Here is a 17,782-nt window from a genome sequence, read left to right as displayed (position 1 = left end):
GGAGATTGATCTGTCTCAAACTAGATCACCGCCATATTGTAGCAATGCCAGCTGAAGATCGCCGCCGCGCCGCGATGCGGGCGCCAAGGCTCAGCGAGTTCGCGTGCCTACTTCTCACTCGGGCGCGCACCGAGTTGGAGGATGCGGCCCACCGCTTCCTGCACCGCCAGATCGCCCGCGGGCCAGATGTCGGGGCGGCCTTCGGCGAACAGTAGATAGATTTCGGCCGACCAGCGGCCGATGCCTTTTACCTTGGTGAGCAGTGCGATTGCTTCCTCGTCGTCGGCCGGCAGGGCATCGAATTTTAGTTCGCCGTCGAGGATCAGTTGCGCGAGGCTTTTGGCATAGCCCTGTTTCTGGCCCGACAGGCCGCAGGCGCGTAGCGTATCGAAATCGGCCGCCGCGACGATCTCGGCTGGGCAACCTTCGCCAAATTGCGCCTCCAGCTTGTTCCAGATCGAGGTTGCCGCGGCGACGCTGACCTGCTGGCCGACGATGGTGCGAAGCAGTGTGGTGTAGCCCGGCGTCCGGATGCGCGGTTCCGGGTAACCGGCATTCGCCAGCGCGCGCGCGAAATTCGGATCGAGCGCGGCGAGCGCGTCGATTCCGGCGTTCAGCTGCTGCTGGGTCAGGCCCATGTCATATTCCCCTTTTGTTCCAATGCCTGTCACTAGCAGTGCTTGATTTGCCGCGCAACGCGCGACATAGCGCCAGCAACATCGAAGATATGGGGACTAGCATGGCCAAGCTGATTGTCGTGACGCGTGATGGAACCGAACATGAAATCCAGGGCGACACCAGCCTGACGGTGATGGAAAATATCCGCGACGCCGGGTTCGACGAGTTGCTGGCGCTGTGCGGCGGTTGCTGCTCGTGTGCGACCTGCCACGTCCATGTCGAAGCGGGTGCGGCCGATCAGTTGCCCGCGATGAGCGAGGACGAGAACGATCTGCTCGATTCGACGACTGACCGCGACGCCACCTCGCGCCTGTCGTGCCAGCTGCCGTTCAGCGACGCACTGGACGGGTTGAAGGTGCGGATCGCTGCGGAGGATTGATCCTCCACTCTCTCGTCATTGCCAGCGAAGCGAAGCAATCCAGAGCGGTGCAAGGCCGCCCCTAGATTGCCGCGTCGCTTCGCTCCTCGCAATGACAAGACTTGCTAAGGTTCAGCCCTTGCCCGCCGTCGCTACCGCGTAGAGCGCAATCGCCGCGGCGTTCGAGATGTTGAGGCTTTCCATGCGCGGCGAGATTGGTAGTTTCGCCAGCACGTCGCAATGCTCCATGACATTGTGACGCATCCCGTCGCCTTCGGATCCCAGCACCAGCGCAACCCGGCTGCCGTCGAGGGTCGATCCCAGCGTCGTATCGGTATCGCCCATCAACCCGATCCGCCAGTATTGCGCTTCGGCAATTTCCTCCAGCGCGCGCGACAGGTTGACGACGCGCACCCACGGCACGATTTCGAGCGCACCCGACGCCGAACGCGCTATGACGCCGCTTTCGGGCGGGCTGTGGCGGTCCTGGGTGATGATCGCCGCGGCATCGAACGCTGCCGCCGACCGCAGCACCGCACCGATATTGTGCGGGTCGGTCACCTGATCGAGCACGATCAGCGGGCGCTTGCTGTCGGCATCGACCTCTTGCTGCAACAGGTCGCCAAGATAAATGTCCTCCAGCGGATCGACTTCGATCACCAGTCCCTGATGCGGCGCGTCGCGCGCGACCAGCCTGGCGAGGTCGGTAACCTCGGCATAGTTGATCGGAATCACCGGCGGCAGGTCGAGCTGCCCCAGCGCTTCGCGCGTTCCCCAGATCCGTTTGACGGTTCGTTCGGGGTTGGCGAGCGCCGCCAGAACGGCGTGGCGGCCCCAGAAACGGATGGGCTGGCCGCGGGTGCTTGGGCCTTGCGGGCGACGGTGGCGGGAAATTTGTCTCATAGCGCGCGCCTTTCCCATGACTGCCATTGACAGGCAAGCCTCGTTTCGCCATTGGACCGCTTCCCAAAGCGGACCCCATGGACAGGTGGCCGAGTGGTTAAAGGCAGCAGACTGTAAATCTGCCCGGGTTTCCGTACGCTGGTTCGAATCCAGCCCTGTCCACCACCGCCCGCAGCGGCGCCGACCACCGCTTCCTTGGCACTATTTCTTCTCCACCAGTTCGCGCAGCAGGAAGGCGTGGAGCATTGCGGCGCGCACCGCATCCTCGGCATGGTCGGCGCCAACCGAATGACCGCCTTCCAGATATTCGTGATAATAGACGCTGTTGCCGAGTTCTTTCAGCTGCGCGGCATATTTGCGCGCGTGGCCGGGGTGGACGCGGTCGTCCTTGGTCGACAGATAGAGGAAGATCGGCGGATATCTAACGCCTTTACGCAGCGCCTGATAGGGCGAGTATTTCGAGAGGAAGGCCCAATCCTCCGGCACGTCGGGATCGCCATATTCGGCGACCCATGACGCGCCGGCGAGCATCTTGTCATACCGCCACATATCCTTGATCGGCGAGCCCGAGATGACGGCACCATAGAGGTCGGGGCGCTGCGTCATTGCAGCGCCAACGAGGACGCCGCCGTTCGAACGGCCCGAGATGGCGATCTTGCCCTTGGCGCTGACCCCGGTGGCGACCAGATCCTCGGCCACCGCATGGAGATCGTCGAAGCTGTTCTGGCGTTTTTCGCGCAGCGCCGCCTGATGCCAGGCTGGGCCATATTCGCCGCCGCCGCGGATGTTGGCGAGGACATAGGCGTTGCCGTCCCCGACCCAATAGAGGCCAAGCGGCCCTGCACGATATGGCTGGCCGGTGAGATAGCCGGGGGTCTGCGCGGCGCGAAAGCCACCATAGGCGTGGACGAGCGCGGGAACGGGGCCGTTGGCGCCCTTTTTGCGCACGATGAAATAAGGGATCTTGGTGCCGTCCTTCGACGTTGCAAAGCGTTTCTCGACACTCATTGTGCTGGCGTCGAAGGTCGCGGGCAGGCTCTGCACCTCTTGCGGCGCCTTGTTTTCGGACACGGCGTAGAGCGTCGGCGGCGTCAGCATCGTCTCGGCTGTCGCCAGCACAAGGTCGCGCTTGCCAACCGTCCCGGCGATGCCGACCGTGGCGTTGGCGGCCAGCGGCACCTCCTTCTGGCCCCATTTCCCGGTGGCTGGGTCGCGGCGCAGTGCGAACAATTTGCCCTCGACATCGTCGAGTGCCTTCACCCACAGGATATTGTCGGTGGCCGAGACATTCTCGATCGCCTGCGCCTTGGTCGGGGTCATCGCGGTGACGATCGGCACCTGGCGGTCGGCCGACATGTCGGCGAGCGACAGCGAGACGAGCGAGCCCGCGGGGATGTTGGCCCAATCCTGGTTGAGAAAGATCACCAGCTGGCCGTCGATGACGTCGCGGACACTGGCGGTGTCTGGAATGATCGTCGAGATATAGCGCGAGGCATCGACGTTCGGCAGCTTGATGTCGGCGGTGTAAAAGGTCTTGCCGCGGCTGATCATTGGCCAGCGCTTGTCGCCATCGGTAAAGGCAAAGACGTTCATGCCGACGTCTTCGGCTTCACCTTCCGCCACCGTTTCGGCCGATGCCAGCGGGGTGCCGCGTTTCCAGCGCTTGACGATGCGCGGATAGCCCGACGCGGTCATGCTGCCCGCGCCGTAATCGGTCGCGACCAGCAACGTGTCGGCATTTTCCCACGTCACGCTGCTCTTGGCCAGCGGCAGGGTGAAGCCGCCATCGACGAAGCTTTTCGTCGAGCGGTCCCATTCGCGCACAATGTCGGCATCGGTGCCGCCTGGACTGAGCGAGACGAGGCAGCGCGTATAGGCGGGCGCGAGGCAGTCGGCGCCGTGCCACACCCAGCTTTGCGTCTCCGCCTTGCCCAGCGCGTCGACGTCGATCAGCGTCGTCCACACCGGCTTGCCTGCCAGATAGGCGTCGATCGGGCTTTGCCGCCACAGTCCGCGCGGGTTGGTCGCGTCGCGCCAGAAATTGGTGATCATGTCGCCCATAACGTCGCCGGGCATCGCGATCTGACGATCATCGTCCAGAATGGCGCGGGCGCGCTTGCGGTCGGCCTCGAAACCCGGGCGGCCGACGATCAGATTGTCGGTGGCGGCATTTTCTCGTTTGACCCAGTCGAGCGCCTTTTCACCCTCGATATCTTCAAGCCAGAGATAGGGATCGGCTTCCTGCGCCGAGGCGACGGCGGTGAACGAACAGCTGAGGGCAAGCGCGGCAAGGCTGGCGCGGATCATCACTATGTCTCCCTTGGGGCGTGGTGACGCCGTGCTAGCACCGTCAGACACCGCAAGGGAAGCCGCGAGCCAACCCCTTCCTCCGTTCGTGTCGAGCCCTTCGACTGCCTTGCAGGCGCTCAGGATAAACTTCATCCTATGGATGAAGTCGAGACACGCCGAGGCGTGCGCAACCGATGGGCATCTCGACTTCGCTCGATGCGAACGGAAAATGAAGATTACTGATCGATGATGATCGTCCCTGGATGATGCTTATCCAGGTGGCGCTTGATGATCTTGAGATTGCGGGTGTTCGAACGGAAAAACAGATCAAACGCGTCCCCGACAAGCGGAATGGCGCCCAATGCCGTGTCGATGCCGACATTGCCCGCCATCCGCCACAATTTCCATTTCGGCATCCCCAGGTTGCGCGCCTCCCAGATAAGGTAGGCGCCCATCAGCCCGGCGATGACGTCGCCGACCACCGGCACCAGCCCGACGATCGCGTCTAGGCCGACCGGACGATTGATGCCAGGAATGACAAAGCTGCGTTCGAGCAGGATTTCCAGCGTCTCGACCCGTTTGCGCAGCGCCGCGGGATCGGTACGGTTCTGGATCAATGCGTCGAAAATGGCGTCGGGATTGGGCGGCGAGGGGGCCATGGGCGTGCTTTCATAAAGCGCCACGACGGCGCTAGTGAATTAATTGGGTGCGGCGATCACGTGATTCAATGGGTGCTGCGCCCGGCCATTGGGGCGCAGGCCAGTCAGGCGCTGCGCCGCGACTGACCAGCGTAGCGGCGTCGCGAGTGGGATGAAGGGTGTGTAGCGCGAGAGGACGACTTCGGCGTCGCCCAGTTGCGCCGCGCGCTGGCCCACGTCGATGTTGCGCATCGCCTGATCGATCAGACCTTCCGCCTCGCGGTTGCAAAGGGTGTCGCGCCGACACGACAGGCGGCGTAGCGCCCATAGGGCATCGTCATTGGGGGCGACCTCGTCGATCAGGCGCAGGTCGGCGGTCGATGCCATGTTGACGCGGCGGCTGGGCACGCCGATCGCGGCGAAATCGGCGGCGACATAGGCAAAGAGGATGCGGCCACCCGGTGAATCGGGGACGGCGATCCGGATCGGTTCGATTTCGCGTCCCGCTGCGCGCCATGCATCGACGACCCGTCGGGCCTGCGTTTGCCGCGAGGCGTCGTCATAAGCCGCCCACGCTGGCATCAGCGGCGCCGGGCCCCCGTCGGGCGTGTGGACCGCGGGGCGCAAGGTCACCTGCGGCTGCCATTCGGTCAACCCAAAGGCTTCGATCAGCCGCTCGCGCCGAATCGCTCGGGCCAGCGCGTCGCGGTTGGTGTCGGTCGCCAGAAATCCCTCGGCCCGGACGAACGACAGTCCGAACAGACCGGGGGCGGGATCGACCACGAGCCGCGATCGGCCGATGTTGGACGCCGCGAAATAGGGCAGGGTAGAGAAACGGCCACCGATGACGCCATCGGCATAGCCGTTTTTGAACCGCGCCAGCGCCCCGGCGGGCGAGGTGCCGACAAGTTCGATCGACGCTGCGGGGTCATTGGCCGCGGCTTCTGCGGCCTCGGGGTCTTCCGCCAGCGGATCGGGAACGGGCGACAGCAGGATCGCGCGCCCGATCCTGCGCGCCCGCATCGGTCCCCATCCCATCCCCTTGTTTACGATCGCCATCGACGGCTGCGCCAGCAGCTCCAGGATCGCGGGCTGTGGCACTGACAGGCGGATTTCGATCACCGTGTCGGTCATCGCCCGGATCGTCTCGATTTCCGGGAAATCGCTTTTGAGCATATGGCGGCTGGCGGGCGCTACATAGGTGCGCAGGATCGCCGCGACATCCTGCGCCGTGACCTTGCGGCCATTGCTCCATTTCGCTTCGCGCAACCGGAAGATATAGCTGCGCCCGTCGGTGGTCACGGTCCAGCGATCGGCCAGGCCGGTGTCGATCTGGCCCCCGCCATCATAGCTGACCAAACCCTGCGACGTAGCGTCGAGCAGCGCCGCGTTGGTTGCCGACAGTTCGCCGTTCAGCGGGCTCGCGGCGGGATTGATCGCCCCCATCGCGGCGATTCGTACCGGCCCGCGTTCACCGAACAGGCCGCAACTCGACACGCTCAGCATCAGACTTGCCGCCGCTGCCATCCTGATGATGGGGCGCCGATATGTGCCTGTTGCCGTCATTGTCCGTCTGATCCTTTACGCCGGTGTAAGCCAATCATAACCAAAGGCTGCGAAACCGGAATAGGATGATCGTCGCAAATGGTGAAAGAATGAAAGGGCAGGGCGAAGAAATTTCAGACCATCCGGTCGCGCTGCGCATCGACATTGCGGGGCGCACAATCGGTCATGTGCGGCGGCGATTACGCGTGGTGCCGCACAGCCTGGATGCGGTGCTGACCGGCGAAGTCGACGACGTCATGGCGCCGCCGGGGCGCGACGGCTGGATGCTCCGTTCGCTACCCGTCGAACGATTGCCCGCGCTCAGGGCGCGAATGACGGACTGGCTGGTCACCATCCGTCAGGATTATCCCCGCCACTATATCGCGATGCAGCACAGCAGCTTTGACGATTGGTGGCAGGGATTTTCCTCCAAGACGCGTTCCACCCTGTCACGCAAGGCACGGCGGCTTGCCGAGCAATTTGATGGCGGATTCACGGTGCGATCCTATCGCACTGCGGCGGACATCGCCGAATTCATGGCGGTCGCGGGCGATCTTTCGCGTCGGACCTATCAGGCCCGATTGATGCAGGCTGGCCTTCCGACCGGAGAGGCCGACATCGCGCAGGCGGTCGCGGCCGCCGCCGCCGACAATGTCCGCGCCTTTCTGTTGTTCGCGGGCGGGCAGGCGATCGCCTATCTGTATCTGCCCGTCGAGCAGGATGTCCTGATCTATGCGCATCTCGGCTATGATCCCGATTTCGCCGAGCTGTCGCCGGGGACGGTGCTGCACGTCGAGGCGATGCGCGCGCTTTACAGCGAAAACCGTTTTCGCGCCTTTGATTTTACCGAGGGCGATGGCGCGCACAAGGCGCAATTCGGCCGCGCCACGGTGGCGTGTGCCGACGTGCTGGTGCTGCGCCCGACGCTCCGCAATCGCGCTGTGCTGGCGATGATGCAGGGAATCGACGGCGCGGCGTTGCGCGGCAAGGCGCTACTCGACCGCTTCGGGCTGCGGGCCAGAGTGAAGGCGCTTATCCGCGGCTGACTGATCCGATATGATGGTGCGGACGGCGGGACTTGAACCCGCATATCCAGAGGATGGCAGATTTTAAGTCTGCTGCGTCTACCGATTTCGCCACGTCCGCACGGTGCAGCCGGTCAAGCCGATGGGCTGATTCAGGTCAAGCGCTGTTTGCTGCTTCACCCCACCCGGTCGCTCGGCTAGACGGCGTGGCATGACAGCTGTTCTCAAAATTTCCGGTCTCGGAAAAACCTATAAAAGCGGTCACATTGCGCTCAGCGATGTCGATCTTTCGATCAACAAGGGCGAGATTTTCGCGCTGCTCGGGCCGAATGGCGCGGGCAAGACGACTTTGATCAGCATCGTCTGCGGGATCGTGACCGCCAGCACGGGGACGGTGACGGTCGCGGGGCATGATCATGCGCGCGACTATCGCACCGCGCGGACGATGATCGGGCTGGTGCCGCAGGAACTGCACACCGATGCGTTCGAAACGGTGCTAGCGACGGTCAGCTTCTCGCGCGGGCTGTTCGGCAAGCCACGTGATCCCGCGTTCATCGAGCAATTGCTGCGCGACCTGTCGCTGTGGGACAAGCGCAATTCCAAGATCATGGAGCTGTCGGGCGGCATGAAACGCCGCGTGATGATCGCCAAGGCGCTGAGCCATGAGCCCGAAATCCTGTTCCTCGACGAGCCGACCGCCGGGGTCGACGTCGAGCTGCGCCGCGACATGTGGCAGATGGTCCACGGGCTGCGCGAGCGTGGGGTGACGATCATCCTGACCACCCATTATATCGAAGAGGCTGAGGAAATGGCCGACCGCGTCGGAGTGATCAGCAAGGGGCGGCTGATCCTGGTCGAGGAAAAGCACGCGCTGATCAAGAAATTGGGTCGCAAGACACTGACGCTCAATCTCGCCGAGCCGCTGGCGACGGTTCCGGCCGAACTGGCGGCCTGGAAGCTGGTACTGACAGGTGACGGGCATGAGCTCGTTTATGAATTCGACAGCCATGCTGAGGCGACCGGTGTCCCATCGCTGCTGCGCCAAATGAGCGATCTCGGGATCGCGTTCAAGGATCTGCACACCAAGCAAAGCTCGCTCGAGGATATTTTCGTCGGGCTGGTCCATGAAACCAAGGGAGAGGCCGCATGACCGCGAACTGGCGCGGCGTGCGCGCAATCTACGCCTTTGAACTGGCCCGCTTCGGGCGCACCGTGTGGACCAGTCTGGCGCTGCCTGTCATTACAACGGCGCTCTACTTCGTGGTGTTCGGATCGGCGATCGGCGGCCGGATGAGCGAAGTTGGCGGCGTGCCTTACGGCGCCTTCATCGTCCCCGGGCTGATGATGCTGACGATGTTCACCGAAAGCATCAGCAATGCCTCGTTCGGCATCTATATGCCCAAATGGACGGGAACGATTTACGAGATGCTCTCCGCGCCGCTGTCGCCGCTGGAAACGGTGATCGCCTATGTCGGCGCGGCGGCGACCAAGTCGGTGATCATCGGAGCGATCATCTTTGCGACCGCGCATCTGTTCGTCGACGTCCAGGTCGCGCATCCGCTGCTGATGGTCGGCTTCATGTTGCTGATGGCGATCACCTTTTGCCTGTTCGGCTTCATCATCGGCATCTGGGCGCAAAGTTTCGAGCAGCTGCAGGTGATCCCGATGCTGGTGATCTATCCGCTCACCTTCCTCGGTGGCGCCTTCTACTCGCTCGACATGCTGCCCGCGGCGTGGCGCACGGTGACGCTGTTCAACCCTGTCGTCTATCTGATTAGCGGCTTTCGCTGGACCTTTTTTGGCAAGGGTGACGTCGGCATCGAGGTGAGCATGGCCGCGGTCGCACTGTTCTTTATCCTGTGCCTGGGCGTGATCTTCTGGATGTTCCGCACCGGCTATCGATTGAAGAACTGACAGTCGCCAGCGTTGCCGGAGCAGCGCTGGCTGACGATGCCAGTCGTCATCGCGACGCGGACGAAGCAGAAGCGCGAATTTTCGGTACGATCGAAATTTTCAGGCGAATAGGACGCGAAAGTTAACGCCAGCGACGGGGCTGGCGTCGCCGTGACCGACGATTTTAGTCGTTGAGCCGCTCGCGCATTTCTTTGCCGGGTTTGAAATAGGGCACATTTTTGGCCTTCACATCGACCGACGCACCCGTGCGCGGATTGCGACCGGTGCGCGATTCGCGCGCGCGGGTCGAGAACGCGCCAAAGCCGCGCAACTCGACACGGCCCCCCGCCGCCAGCTGTTCGACGATGGAATCAAAGAACGTGTCCACGATGCGTTCGACTTCATCAACACGCAAATCGCTGTTTTCGCTCGCGATCTTTTGAACCAGTTCTGACCGGATCATTTGCTTCCCCTAGTATGTGCCACGCATTTCCCGCCGAAGCAGGCGTCCGGTCGTTGCCGGTCCATTTTTGCGCGAGACCCCTCCCAACGCGCGCGGAAGGTATCACGAATCACTGTTTGGTCAAAATATATCACCAAAAGAAAAAGGCCCGCAGAGGGACACTCTGCGGGCCTTTTTGTTCGTTTCGCTATGCAAGTTTGAAATTAATCTTTCTTGCCGGCTTTCAATGCTTCGCCAAGGATGTCGCCGAGCGACGCACCCGAGTCCGACGAACCATATTGTTCGACGGCCTGCTTCTCTTCGGCGATCTGCATCGCCTTGACCGAGAAGTTGGGCTTTTTCGAGCGGTCGAAGCCGATGACCATCGCATCGAACTTCTGGCCGACTTGATAACGCTCGGCGCGCTGTTCGTCGCGGTCCCGGCCAAGATCGGCGCGCTTGATGAAGCCGGTGGCGCCATCGTCGCCAGCCTGAACTTCCAAGCCATTGTCGCGAACTTCCAGGACGGTGACGGTAACGACGTCGTTCTTCTTCACCGAACCAGCAGCCGCTGCGGAGCCGCCGCCAACGGCCGGAGCACCCTTTTCAAGCTGCTTGATGCCCAGGCTGATGCGTTCCTTCTCGACATCCACATCAAGGACCACGACCTGCACGGCCTCGCCCTTGCGGTGAAGATGCAGCGCTTCTTCGCCCGAGATGCCCCAGGCGATGTCCGACATGTGGACCATGCCGTCGACGTCGCCGGGCAGGCCAACGAACAGACCGAATTCGGTCGCATTCTTGACTTCGCCTTCGACGACCGAGCCCACCGGGTGGGTATCGGCGAATGCGCCCCAGGGGTTCAACTGAGCCTGCTTGAGGCCGAGCGAGATGCGGCGCTTGTCGCTGTCGACTTCGAGGACGATGACGTCGACTTCCTGGCTGGTCGAAACGATCTTGCCGGGGTGGACGTTCTTCTTGACCCACGACATTTCGCTGACGTGGACCAAGCCTTCGATGCCGGCTTCCAGTTCGACGAACGCACCGTAATCGGTGATGTTCGTGACCACACCCGACAGCTTCGCACCCACGGGATACTTGGCGGCGACGCCTTCCCACGGATCGCTTTCAAGCTGCTTCATGCCCAAGCTGATGCGCTGCGTGTCGCGGTTGATGCGGATGATCTGCACCTTGACCGTGTCGCCGATGTTGATGACTTCGCTCGGGTGGTTGACGCGCTTGTAGCTCATGTCGGTGACATGGAGCAGGCCGTCGATGCCGCCGAGGTCGACGAACGCACCATAATCGGTGATGTTCTTGACGGCGCCTTCGATGATCTGGCCTTCTTCCAGGTTCAGGATCAGGCCCGAGCGCTGTTCGGCGCGCGTTTCTTCGAGGATGGCGCGGCGCGACACGACGATATTGCCGCGGCGGCGATCCATCTTGAGGATCTGGAACGGCTGCGGCAGGTCCATCAGCGGGCCAACGTCGCGTACCGGGCGGATGTCGACCTGCGAACCGGGCAGGAACGCCACGGCGCCGCCGAGGTCGACGGTGAAGCCGCCCTTGACGCGGCCAAAGATGACGCCTTCGACGCGGGCTTCCTTGTTGAATTCTTCTTCCAGGCGGTCCCAGGCGGCTTCGCGGCGGGCGCGATCGCGCGACAGCATGGTTTCGCCATTGGCGTTTTCGACGCGGTCGACATAGACTTCGACTTCGTCACCGACCTTGATGTCGGCCTTCTGGCCCGGCATGGCGAATTCGCGCAGCGGCACGCGGCCTTCGCTCTTCAAACCAATGTCGATGACTGCCAGGTCGTTTTCGATCGCGGTGACGGTGCCCTTGACGACGCGGCCTTCAAAGCCGCCGTCCGCACCACCAAGCGATTCATTGAGCATCGCGGCGAAATCGTCGCGCGTCGGAAAAGCCGTAGTGGCCATAGAGATATATTCCTTACTTCATTTGTTCCGGCCAAGCGGTTGGTTCCGCTGGTCTTAATGGCCGATCTGTCCTGCCCGCCGGATGCGATGCAGAACATCCTTCGGGCCAGTTCGGGCGGGGCAGGGGCAAAGCAAAAAGGGCGCGACGAGATCGCCTCGTCACGCCCGACGCCCGGTTGCGGGCGGCGGTTGTCCGTGCCTCGACCGGCTGAAAGGCCCGTCGGACGGGGCGCCTATAGTCCGCAAACCCCGCAAAGGCAAGGTCGAAAGCCCGTTTAGCCGCGGTCGTTCCGGCGCGCTTCGACAAAGGCGATGGCTGCGGCAATCGCGGCGTCGCGCGGCATGTCGCTGTTGTCGAGCAGCAGGGCGTCGGGCGCTTGCAGCAACGGGGCGTCGGCGCGCCCGGTGTCGCGGGCATCGCGGGCGTGAACGTCGGCGAGGACGGCGTCGAAGGTGACATCGACGCCGCGTGACAACATCTCGGCATGACGGCGGCGCGCGCGCACATCGGCGCTGGCGGTCACGAACAGCTTGGCATCGGCGTGGGGGGCGATGACGGTGCCGATATCGCGGCCGTCGAGGATCGCGCCGCCGGGCTGGTTGGCGAAGTCCACCTGCCGCTGCAACAGCGCCGCGCGCACCTGCGGGTGTACCGACACGCGGCTGGCAAGCCCGCCTGTCGTTTCATAGCGCAGTGCGGGATCGTCGAGCAGGCGATCCGGAAAATCGCACGCGGCCAAGGCATCAGCCGCATTATCGGCGTCGCCATGGTTTAGCTGCGTCTGATAGCCGACCGCGCGATACAGCAAGCCGGTGTCGAGCACCGGCAACCCGAAATGCTCGGCAAGCGCGCGCGCAATCGTGCCCTTGCCCGATGCGGTCGGACCATCAACAGCAATGATCATCAGTTGATCTGGAACGCGTCGATCCGCGCCTGGGTCAGGCGGCCATCGGGACCGAACAGCAGCTTGAGCCATGCGCCGGATCGAAACGACCCGCTGCACGATGCGATTCCCTGACCTTCACCGGCCTGTCCGGCTTCCAGGCAGTCGATCTTGATTTCTGGCAGAAAGGCGCGGACGCGGGTCAACACCGCCGAGCGATCACGCGCCGTGCCGATGCCGAGCGCCTGCAGCGCGCGGCGGTCGTCGGGACGCACGGAAATCGATTTGATCGCCAGCAGCTTGCCGCCGAAACTGTGCGCAACCTCGGCCTTATCGACCCATTCACATTCCCCGTCGAAGCAATTGGCGGGCTTGCCGATCGCTTGTGGCCGGACAACGCGGTTGAGCCGGTGCGGCGAAAAACTGGCATCGGCACGCACAAACGGGTCCGCCACGCGTTGCTGAGCCGCGACCGGCGAGGCCGTGATCGCTGTAAAGGTGAGGGCGAGTGCGCCCAGCGCCATGATCGGGCGTCCGCGATGAGTCGTCATTTCTGGAGATCCTCCAACAGGCGTTCAAAGTTCGGAAAGCTTGTCGCCACCGGCGCCATATCGTCAATCGTCACCGGTGACCCGGTGACAAGTCCGGCGATGGCAAAGCTCATGCAGATACGGTGGTCAAGATGGCCCGCAACGGTCGCGCTACCGGGCAGCGGGTCGCCGCCGGTGCCATCGATGATCAGGCCGTCCTCGGTCTCGGTGACGCGCACGCCTATGGCCTTCAAGCCTGCCGCCATCACAGCAAGGCGGTCGCTTTCCTTGACGCGCAGTTCGTCGAGGCCGGTGGTTGTCGTGCGCCCCTGCGCCAGCGCTGCGGCGACGAACAGGATCGGGAATTCATCGATCATGCTGGGAGCGACCGCGGGGTCGACATCGATGCCAGTGAGCGCACTGTGGCGCACGCGCAGGTCAGCGACAGGCTCGCCGCCGACTTCGCGCGGATCGACCAGTTCGATGTCGCCGCCCATCTGGCGCAGCACATCGATCAGTCCGGCGCGGGTCGGGTTCAGCCCGACATTGGTGATGGTGATGTCGGAGCCAGGGACAAGCAGCGCTGCGACGATGAAGAAGGCCGCTGAGGATGGGTCGCCGGGGACGACAATCATCTGCGGCTTCAGCTCGGCCTCGCCGACAATGCGGATATGGCGGGTGCCATCGGCATCGGCTTCGACGCTCAGGTCGGCGCCGAAGCCTCGCAGCATGCGTTCGCTGTGGTCGCGGGTGGGAACAGGCTCGATGACCTCGGTGATGCCCGGCGTGTTAAGCCCGGCGAGCAGCACCGCGCTTTTCACCTGCGCCGACGCAACGGGGAGGCGGTAGGCGAGGGGGATGGCAGGGGCGAGGCCGCGGACCATCAGCGGCAGCCGCCCGCCGGGCGATGAGGTGATGTCGGCGCCCATCTGCGCCAACGGATCGATGACGCGGCCCATCGGACGGCCCGACAGGCTGGCGTCGCCCACAAACGTGGCGGTGATCGAGTGGCTGGCAACGAGCCCCATCAGCAGCCGGGTCGAGGTGCCACTATTGCCCATGTCGAGCGCTTCGCGCGGCTGGAGCAACCCGCCCACCCCAACACCATGGATGCGCCACTCGCCATCAGTCCTGCGCTCGATCGAGGCGCCCATCGCGCGCATCGCGGCGGCGGTGGCGAGCACGTCATGCCCTTCGAGCAGACCGGTAACCCGGCTTTCGCCGACGGCGAGCGCCGAAAGCATCAGCGATCGGTGCGAAATGCTTTTGTCGCCGGGAATCGCGATCCGGCCCTTGAGCGGAACGGAAGCGGAAAAGCTACGCGGGCGGGCGGTTTGATCGGTCATGGCGAGCGGCTTTTGACAGCGCCCTTACAATCTGGCAAGGCGCACGCCGATTTGATGGACGCCGCGCCGGCAGCTGTCGCTTTCCACACAATTTATTCTGTTTCCAGAAGGTTACGAGGAATTTATGATCAAGGCTGAATGGGGCACGAAACGCAGCTGCCCGAAATGCGCCACCCGATTCTATGATTTGACCAAGGATGATCCGGTCAGCTGCATCAATTGCGGTTACAACTGGATTCCGGAATCGGTGCTGAAATCGAAGCAATCGACACCGTTCGAGGTCGAAAAGCCCGGCAAGGTCGCCAAGGAAGAAGTCGTCGTCGACGAGGATCTGGATCTGGACGTCGATGTCGACGAGGATAATGACTCGCCGGACAATGATGTCGACCTGGGCGGCGACGACGATCTGGGCGTTGCGACGGCGGACGACGACGACGTCGAAACCTGATTTTTGTTTCAGGGGCCAAAAAGGTATCGTCCGATGCATTTGGCCCCTTGCATCGCCCGCCCGCACTGTTAAAGGCGGCAACCCGATCGCAGCAACCGCTACGGTGAGAGTGATCGGATGAAGATGTGGGGCCTTAGCTCAGCTGGGAGAGCGCCTGCATGGCATGCAGGAGGTCAGCGGTTCGATCCCGCTAGGCTCCACCATTTCCTACCTAAAAAATTGAAAATGTTACATTTTTAATCATGCTGCCCCATATTTTGTAGCGGATTTTAGGGGGTAACGCTGATTTTTGATAAATGATTGTCTCCCGGAAATATAAGCGCCGGTAAGATATGTCAGCTTTGCGCCCAATCCCTGCCGTTCCCGCCTTGATTAGCACGCGCCCGAAAGCGGCCATTCGGTTGATTCACGGATAGTGGTCGGTCCGCGCCTCGCTAATTGGCGTTCGGCTCGCCTCCCCTCAATGTTCGAGACCCACCGCCACGACAGCCTCGATCTCCACCAGCGCGCCGAAATGCAACGAGCCACATGGCACAATCGATCGGGCGGGTCGGTGCGTGTCGAAGAAAGCGGCGTAAGCCCGATTGACTTCGCTCCAATGCGCGACGTCGGTCACATAGATCGTGCATCGGACGACGTCGTCGAGCGAGGCACCCACGACGCTCGCGATCGCTTCGATATTGTCAAGCGCGAAGCCGACCTGATCGGCGATCGATCGGCTTTCGGGGTCTTGCGTCTCTCCGGTCACGCCGAGCTGACCCGAAACATAAAGGGTGTCGCGGTGCAATATCGCCTGGGCATAATGCCCGCCGGGCGGCGGTACCGCCGCGCACCGTATCTCCGTCATCTTATGATGTTTCATCTCGATCTCCCATTGCGTTCACCAGCCGCCCGTTCGCGGCCATTCCTCGGTGATTTCCCCGCCGCGCAGCACATCGTAGGACGTGTAGGCCGCACAGGTCAGGCAGGCGTGATTGGGCAGGATGCGGACGACGCTGCCGATCGGGAGGCGTTCGAACCAGCTTTCGTCGGGCACGGGAACGCCGCCATGTTCCTGATGCACGGTCACGACCGTCAGCGACCCCAGCGGCTCAAGCGTCGCGGCATCGCAAACCAAGCCATATCCGGCGTTCGGCATGAAACGGTTGGCCCCGACATCCTTGGATAGCGCGAGTGCGCCCGCGTCGAGGATCAGGCTGGGGACGGCGCCGCGACGCTGGTGACCGATGACGGTCGCCAACACTGAAACGGCAATATCCTCCGGCGCGCAGACGCCCCGCGACAATTGCGACAGGTCGCAGAACAGGTAAATGCCCGCCCGCACTTCGGTGACACCGCGCAATTGCTCGGCGAAAGCCAGCGTCGGGGTCGATCCGACGCTGACGATGGGGCAGGGGTAGCCGCGCGTGCGGAGCAATTCGGCCGATGCGACTGCGGCATGTCGTTCGACTTCAGCGAGCGCCCGGATCGGCGCCGGGTCGTCGAATGCGTAGCTATGCCCGGCGTGAGTCATCACGCCCATCAGTTCGAGATACGGCGAAGAGGCGTCGATCACGTCGGCGATCGCGACAAGCTCTTCCGACGCGGGTTCAGTGCCGCTGCGATGTTCGCCGCAATCGACCTCGATCAGGACGCCGAAGCGCGCGCCGAGCGCTGCCGCGGCTTGTCCCAAGGCCGCGGCGGTCTGCCGGTCGTCGAGGACCAGCAAAAGCCGCGCGCCATGCTCGCGCTGGATATGGTGGGCGCGCGCCAGTTTTGCGGGTGCGATCGTAGTCGTGTAAAGGATATATCGCCAGCCCGCCGCCGCGAAATATTCGGCCTCGGCCAGCGTTGACACTGTAATCGGCCCGCGCTCGCCGTTCGCCGCGACCAAGGCGACGTCGGTCGACTTGGCGGTCTTGAGGTGCGGGCGCAGCATGACGCCAAGCGCGTCGCAGCGGGCGCGCATGCGCGCGGCGTTGCGTTCCAGCCGGTCGGCGTCGAGAATCAGGCGCGGGGTGTTCAGTCCCGCAAACCTGGTGGTCGCACTCATACGATTAACTCCCGGAGCGGATCGAGCGTGTCGGCAATCAGGAACGGCCGCGCCGCGTCAGCGATAAATGGCAGTCCGGCCCGGTTGTGCCAGAAAACCGGCATGCCGACGCCAGCCGCGCCCGGAATATCCGCCGGCGAGCCAGCCACGAAGAGCGTCCGCGCGGGATCGGTGCCGAGCCGGTCGAGGACCGCACGATATGCTTCGGGGCGTGGCTTGTAATATCCCGTTTCTTCGGAGGTCAGCACAACTGAAAAGGGCACTCCAACCCGTTCTGCCGCCTGACGCCCTAGATCTGCCGAACAATTGGTTATCACACCGAGCGGGATGTCGCGCGCCGCGACCTCGGCGAGCACCCGGGGTGCCTCTGGCCAGGGCCGGAGCATATGCCAGTCCGCAACCAACGCGGCGGCGGCCGATGCAACCACACCAGCTTTGACGGCTGCCTCCTGGACAAGGTCTTCGTAGGGGCGATAGGCGCCGCAGCCATAAGTCAACTGGAGATAATCGCGGCGCCAGCGCAGGCCGTCGGCTTCGGACCCCGCCGCACGGTTCCAGACCGACCATGAATCGAGAAGGGCCGTCAGAAGATCGAAGACCACGGCTTCGACGGGAGCTATTTGTTTCATCGATCTAGATCCCAATTTAGCAACTACGGCCAAGAACTGCCGCCAAGCGGCTTCTCGGACGGCAGCGATGCTGCTGTCCGGCGAGAAGCGATTAGCAATCGCACGCTTCGGTCGGCAAATGCCCGTTGCTGATGGTTTCATGCCGCCCCGTATGAACATGGCGGTCAAAAATCCGCCTGGGCGATCGCGGTGTCCCATGCAC

17 protein-coding genes, 3 tRNA genes and 1 pseudogene are annotated in these 17,782 nt (G+C 63.1%); 7 read left to right on the top strand and 14 right to left on the bottom strand.

All coding sequences use genetic code 11. The features are described 5' to 3' along the window. Positions 1–20 precede the first annotated feature (20 nt). Positions 21–638: pseudogene (locus B4F07_RS02260) on the bottom strand (DNA-3-methyladenine glycosylase family protein). A gap of 101 nt (positions 639–739) precedes the next feature. Between B4F07_RS02260 and B4F07_RS02255 the strand changes: the two are divergent. After that, the gene (locus B4F07_RS02255; RefSeq protein WP_293697897.1) at positions 740–1,057 is read left to right on the top strand and encodes a 2Fe-2S iron-sulfur cluster-binding protein; all 318 of its coding nucleotides are present in this window, start codon (positions 740–742) and stop codon (positions 1,055–1,057) included. Between the two features lie 111 nt (positions 1,058–1,168). On the opposite strand, the gene rlmB is transcribed toward B4F07_RS02255, so the two are convergent. Further along, on the bottom strand, positions 1,169–1,939 hold the full coding sequence (gene rlmB, locus B4F07_RS02250) for a 23S rRNA (guanosine(2251)-2'-O)-methyltransferase RlmB (RefSeq protein WP_293697898.1): 771 nt from the start codon (positions 1,937–1,939) through the stop codon (positions 1,169–1,171). Positions 1,940–2,018: 79 nt separating this feature from the next. On the opposite strand from rlmB, the gene B4F07_RS02245 reads away from it, so the two are divergent. Then, a tRNA-Tyr gene (locus tag B4F07_RS02245) sits at positions 2,019–2,104 on the top strand. Between the two features lie 36 nt (positions 2,105–2,140). On the opposite strand, the gene B4F07_RS02240 is transcribed toward B4F07_RS02245, so the two are convergent. The 3 genes from B4F07_RS02240 to B4F07_RS02230 form a co-directional block, all read right to left on the bottom strand. Next, on the bottom strand, positions 2,141–4,246 hold the full coding sequence (locus B4F07_RS02240) for a prolyl oligopeptidase family serine peptidase (protein WP_293697899.1): 2,106 nt from the start codon (positions 4,244–4,246) through the stop codon (positions 2,141–2,143). Between the two features lie 218 nt (positions 4,247–4,464). Next, positions 4,465–4,887, bottom strand: coding sequence for a DUF4112 domain-containing protein (locus B4F07_RS02235; RefSeq protein ID WP_293697900.1), 423 nt, complete (start codon positions 4,885–4,887; stop codon positions 4,465–4,467). Positions 4,888–4,926: 39 nt separating this feature from the next. Next, positions 4,927–6,393: an ABC transporter substrate-binding protein gene (locus B4F07_RS02230; protein WP_293704483.1), complete on the bottom strand. Its 1,467-nt coding sequence runs from the start codon at positions 6,391–6,393 to the stop codon at positions 4,927–4,929. A 128-nt stretch (positions 6,394–6,521) separates the two neighbouring features. On the opposite strand from B4F07_RS02230, the gene B4F07_RS02225 reads away from it, so the two are divergent. Next, the gene (locus B4F07_RS02225) at positions 6,522–7,457 is read left to right on the top strand and encodes a GNAT family N-acetyltransferase (protein ID WP_293697903.1); all 936 of its coding nucleotides are present in this window, start codon (positions 6,522–6,524) and stop codon (positions 7,455–7,457) included. A gap of 14 nt (positions 7,458–7,471) precedes the next feature. Here B4F07_RS02225 and B4F07_RS02220 read toward each other — a convergent pair. Then, positions 7,472–7,557, bottom strand: a tRNA-Leu gene (locus B4F07_RS02220). Positions 7,558–7,647: 90 nt separating this feature from the next. On the opposite strand from B4F07_RS02220, the gene B4F07_RS02215 reads away from it, so the two are divergent. Beyond that, on the top strand, positions 7,648–8,586 hold the full coding sequence (locus tag B4F07_RS02215) for an ABC transporter ATP-binding protein (RefSeq protein ID WP_293697905.1): 939 nt from the start codon (positions 7,648–7,650) through the stop codon (positions 8,584–8,586). Beyond that, entirely contained in the window at positions 8,583–9,350 is a 768-nt protein-coding gene (locus B4F07_RS02210) for an ABC transporter permease (RefSeq protein WP_293697907.1), read from the top strand. Before B4F07_RS02215 ends, B4F07_RS02210 begins: the two co-directional genes overlap by 4 nt. Positions 9,351–9,513: 163 nt before the next feature. Here the strand turns inward: B4F07_RS02210 and B4F07_RS02205 are convergent, their stop codons facing one another. The 5 genes from B4F07_RS02205 to aroA all read right to left on the bottom strand — a co-directional run bounded on the left by B4F07_RS02205 (position 9,514) and on the right by aroA (position 14,471). Continuing rightward, on the bottom strand, positions 9,514–9,792 hold the full coding sequence (locus tag B4F07_RS02205; protein WP_088443494.1) for an integration host factor subunit beta: 279 nt from the start codon (positions 9,790–9,792) through the stop codon (positions 9,514–9,516). Between the two features lie 203 nt (positions 9,793–9,995). Continuing rightward, positions 9,996–11,711: a 30S ribosomal protein S1 gene (rpsA, locus tag B4F07_RS02200; RefSeq protein WP_293697910.1), complete on the bottom strand. Its 1,716-nt coding sequence runs from the start codon at positions 11,709–11,711 to the stop codon at positions 9,996–9,998. A 275-nt stretch (positions 11,712–11,986) separates the two neighbouring features. After that, positions 11,987–12,616: a (d)CMP kinase gene (locus B4F07_RS02195; protein ID WP_293697912.1), complete on the bottom strand. Its 630-nt coding sequence runs from the start codon at positions 12,614–12,616 to the stop codon at positions 11,987–11,989. Further along, a complete protein-coding gene (locus tag B4F07_RS02190) occupies positions 12,616–13,146 on the bottom strand; it encodes a hypothetical protein (RefSeq protein ID WP_293697914.1) in 531 nt (176 codons plus the stop codon). Before B4F07_RS02190 ends, B4F07_RS02195 begins: the two co-directional genes overlap by 1 nt. Further along, positions 13,143–14,471 (bottom strand): 3-phosphoshikimate 1-carboxyvinyltransferase, encoded by a 1,329-nt coding sequence (aroA, locus tag B4F07_RS02185; RefSeq protein WP_293697916.1) that lies wholly within the window; start codon positions 14,469–14,471, stop codon positions 13,143–13,145. The genes B4F07_RS02190 and aroA overlap by 4 nt, the downstream gene beginning before the upstream one ends. A gap of 124 nt (positions 14,472–14,595) precedes the next feature. Between aroA and B4F07_RS02180 the strand changes: the two genes are divergently transcribed. Next, entirely contained in the window at positions 14,596–14,919 is a 324-nt protein-coding gene (locus tag B4F07_RS02180; protein ID WP_293697918.1) for a TIGR02300 family protein, read from the top strand. A gap of 127 nt (positions 14,920–15,046) precedes the next feature. Continuing rightward, positions 15,047–15,122 (top strand) — tRNA-Ala (locus tag B4F07_RS02175). Positions 15,123–15,379: 257 nt separating this feature from the next. Here the strand turns inward: B4F07_RS02175 and B4F07_RS02170 are convergent. The 3 genes from B4F07_RS02170 to B4F07_RS02160 are packed head-to-tail and all read right to left on the bottom strand — an operon-like array spanning position 15,380 to position 17,739. After that, positions 15,380–15,781, bottom strand: a complete 402-nt coding sequence (locus B4F07_RS02170) for a RidA family protein (RefSeq protein WP_293697920.1) — start codon at positions 15,779–15,781, stop codon at positions 15,380–15,382. 18 nt (positions 15,782–15,799) lie between these two features. After that, complete coding sequence (locus B4F07_RS02165; RefSeq protein ID WP_293697922.1) at positions 15,800–16,951, bottom strand: alanine racemase; 1,152 nt, start codon at positions 16,949–16,951, stop codon at positions 15,800–15,802. After that, a complete protein-coding gene (locus B4F07_RS02160) occupies positions 16,948–17,739 on the bottom strand; it encodes an HAD family hydrolase (protein ID WP_293698002.1) in 792 nt (263 codons plus the stop codon). The genes B4F07_RS02165 and B4F07_RS02160 overlap by 4 nt, the downstream gene beginning before the upstream one ends. Positions 17,740–17,782 lie beyond the last annotated feature (43 nt).

The sequence above is a fragment of the Sphingopyxis sp. UBA6723 genome, assembly GCF_002454115.1.
In the GTDB taxonomy this organism is placed as follows: Bacteria; Pseudomonadota; Alphaproteobacteria; order Sphingomonadales; family Sphingomonadaceae; genus Sphingopyxis.
Note: the sequence above shows the minus strand (reverse complement) of the source record. Positions and strands in the feature narration are given on the sequence as shown.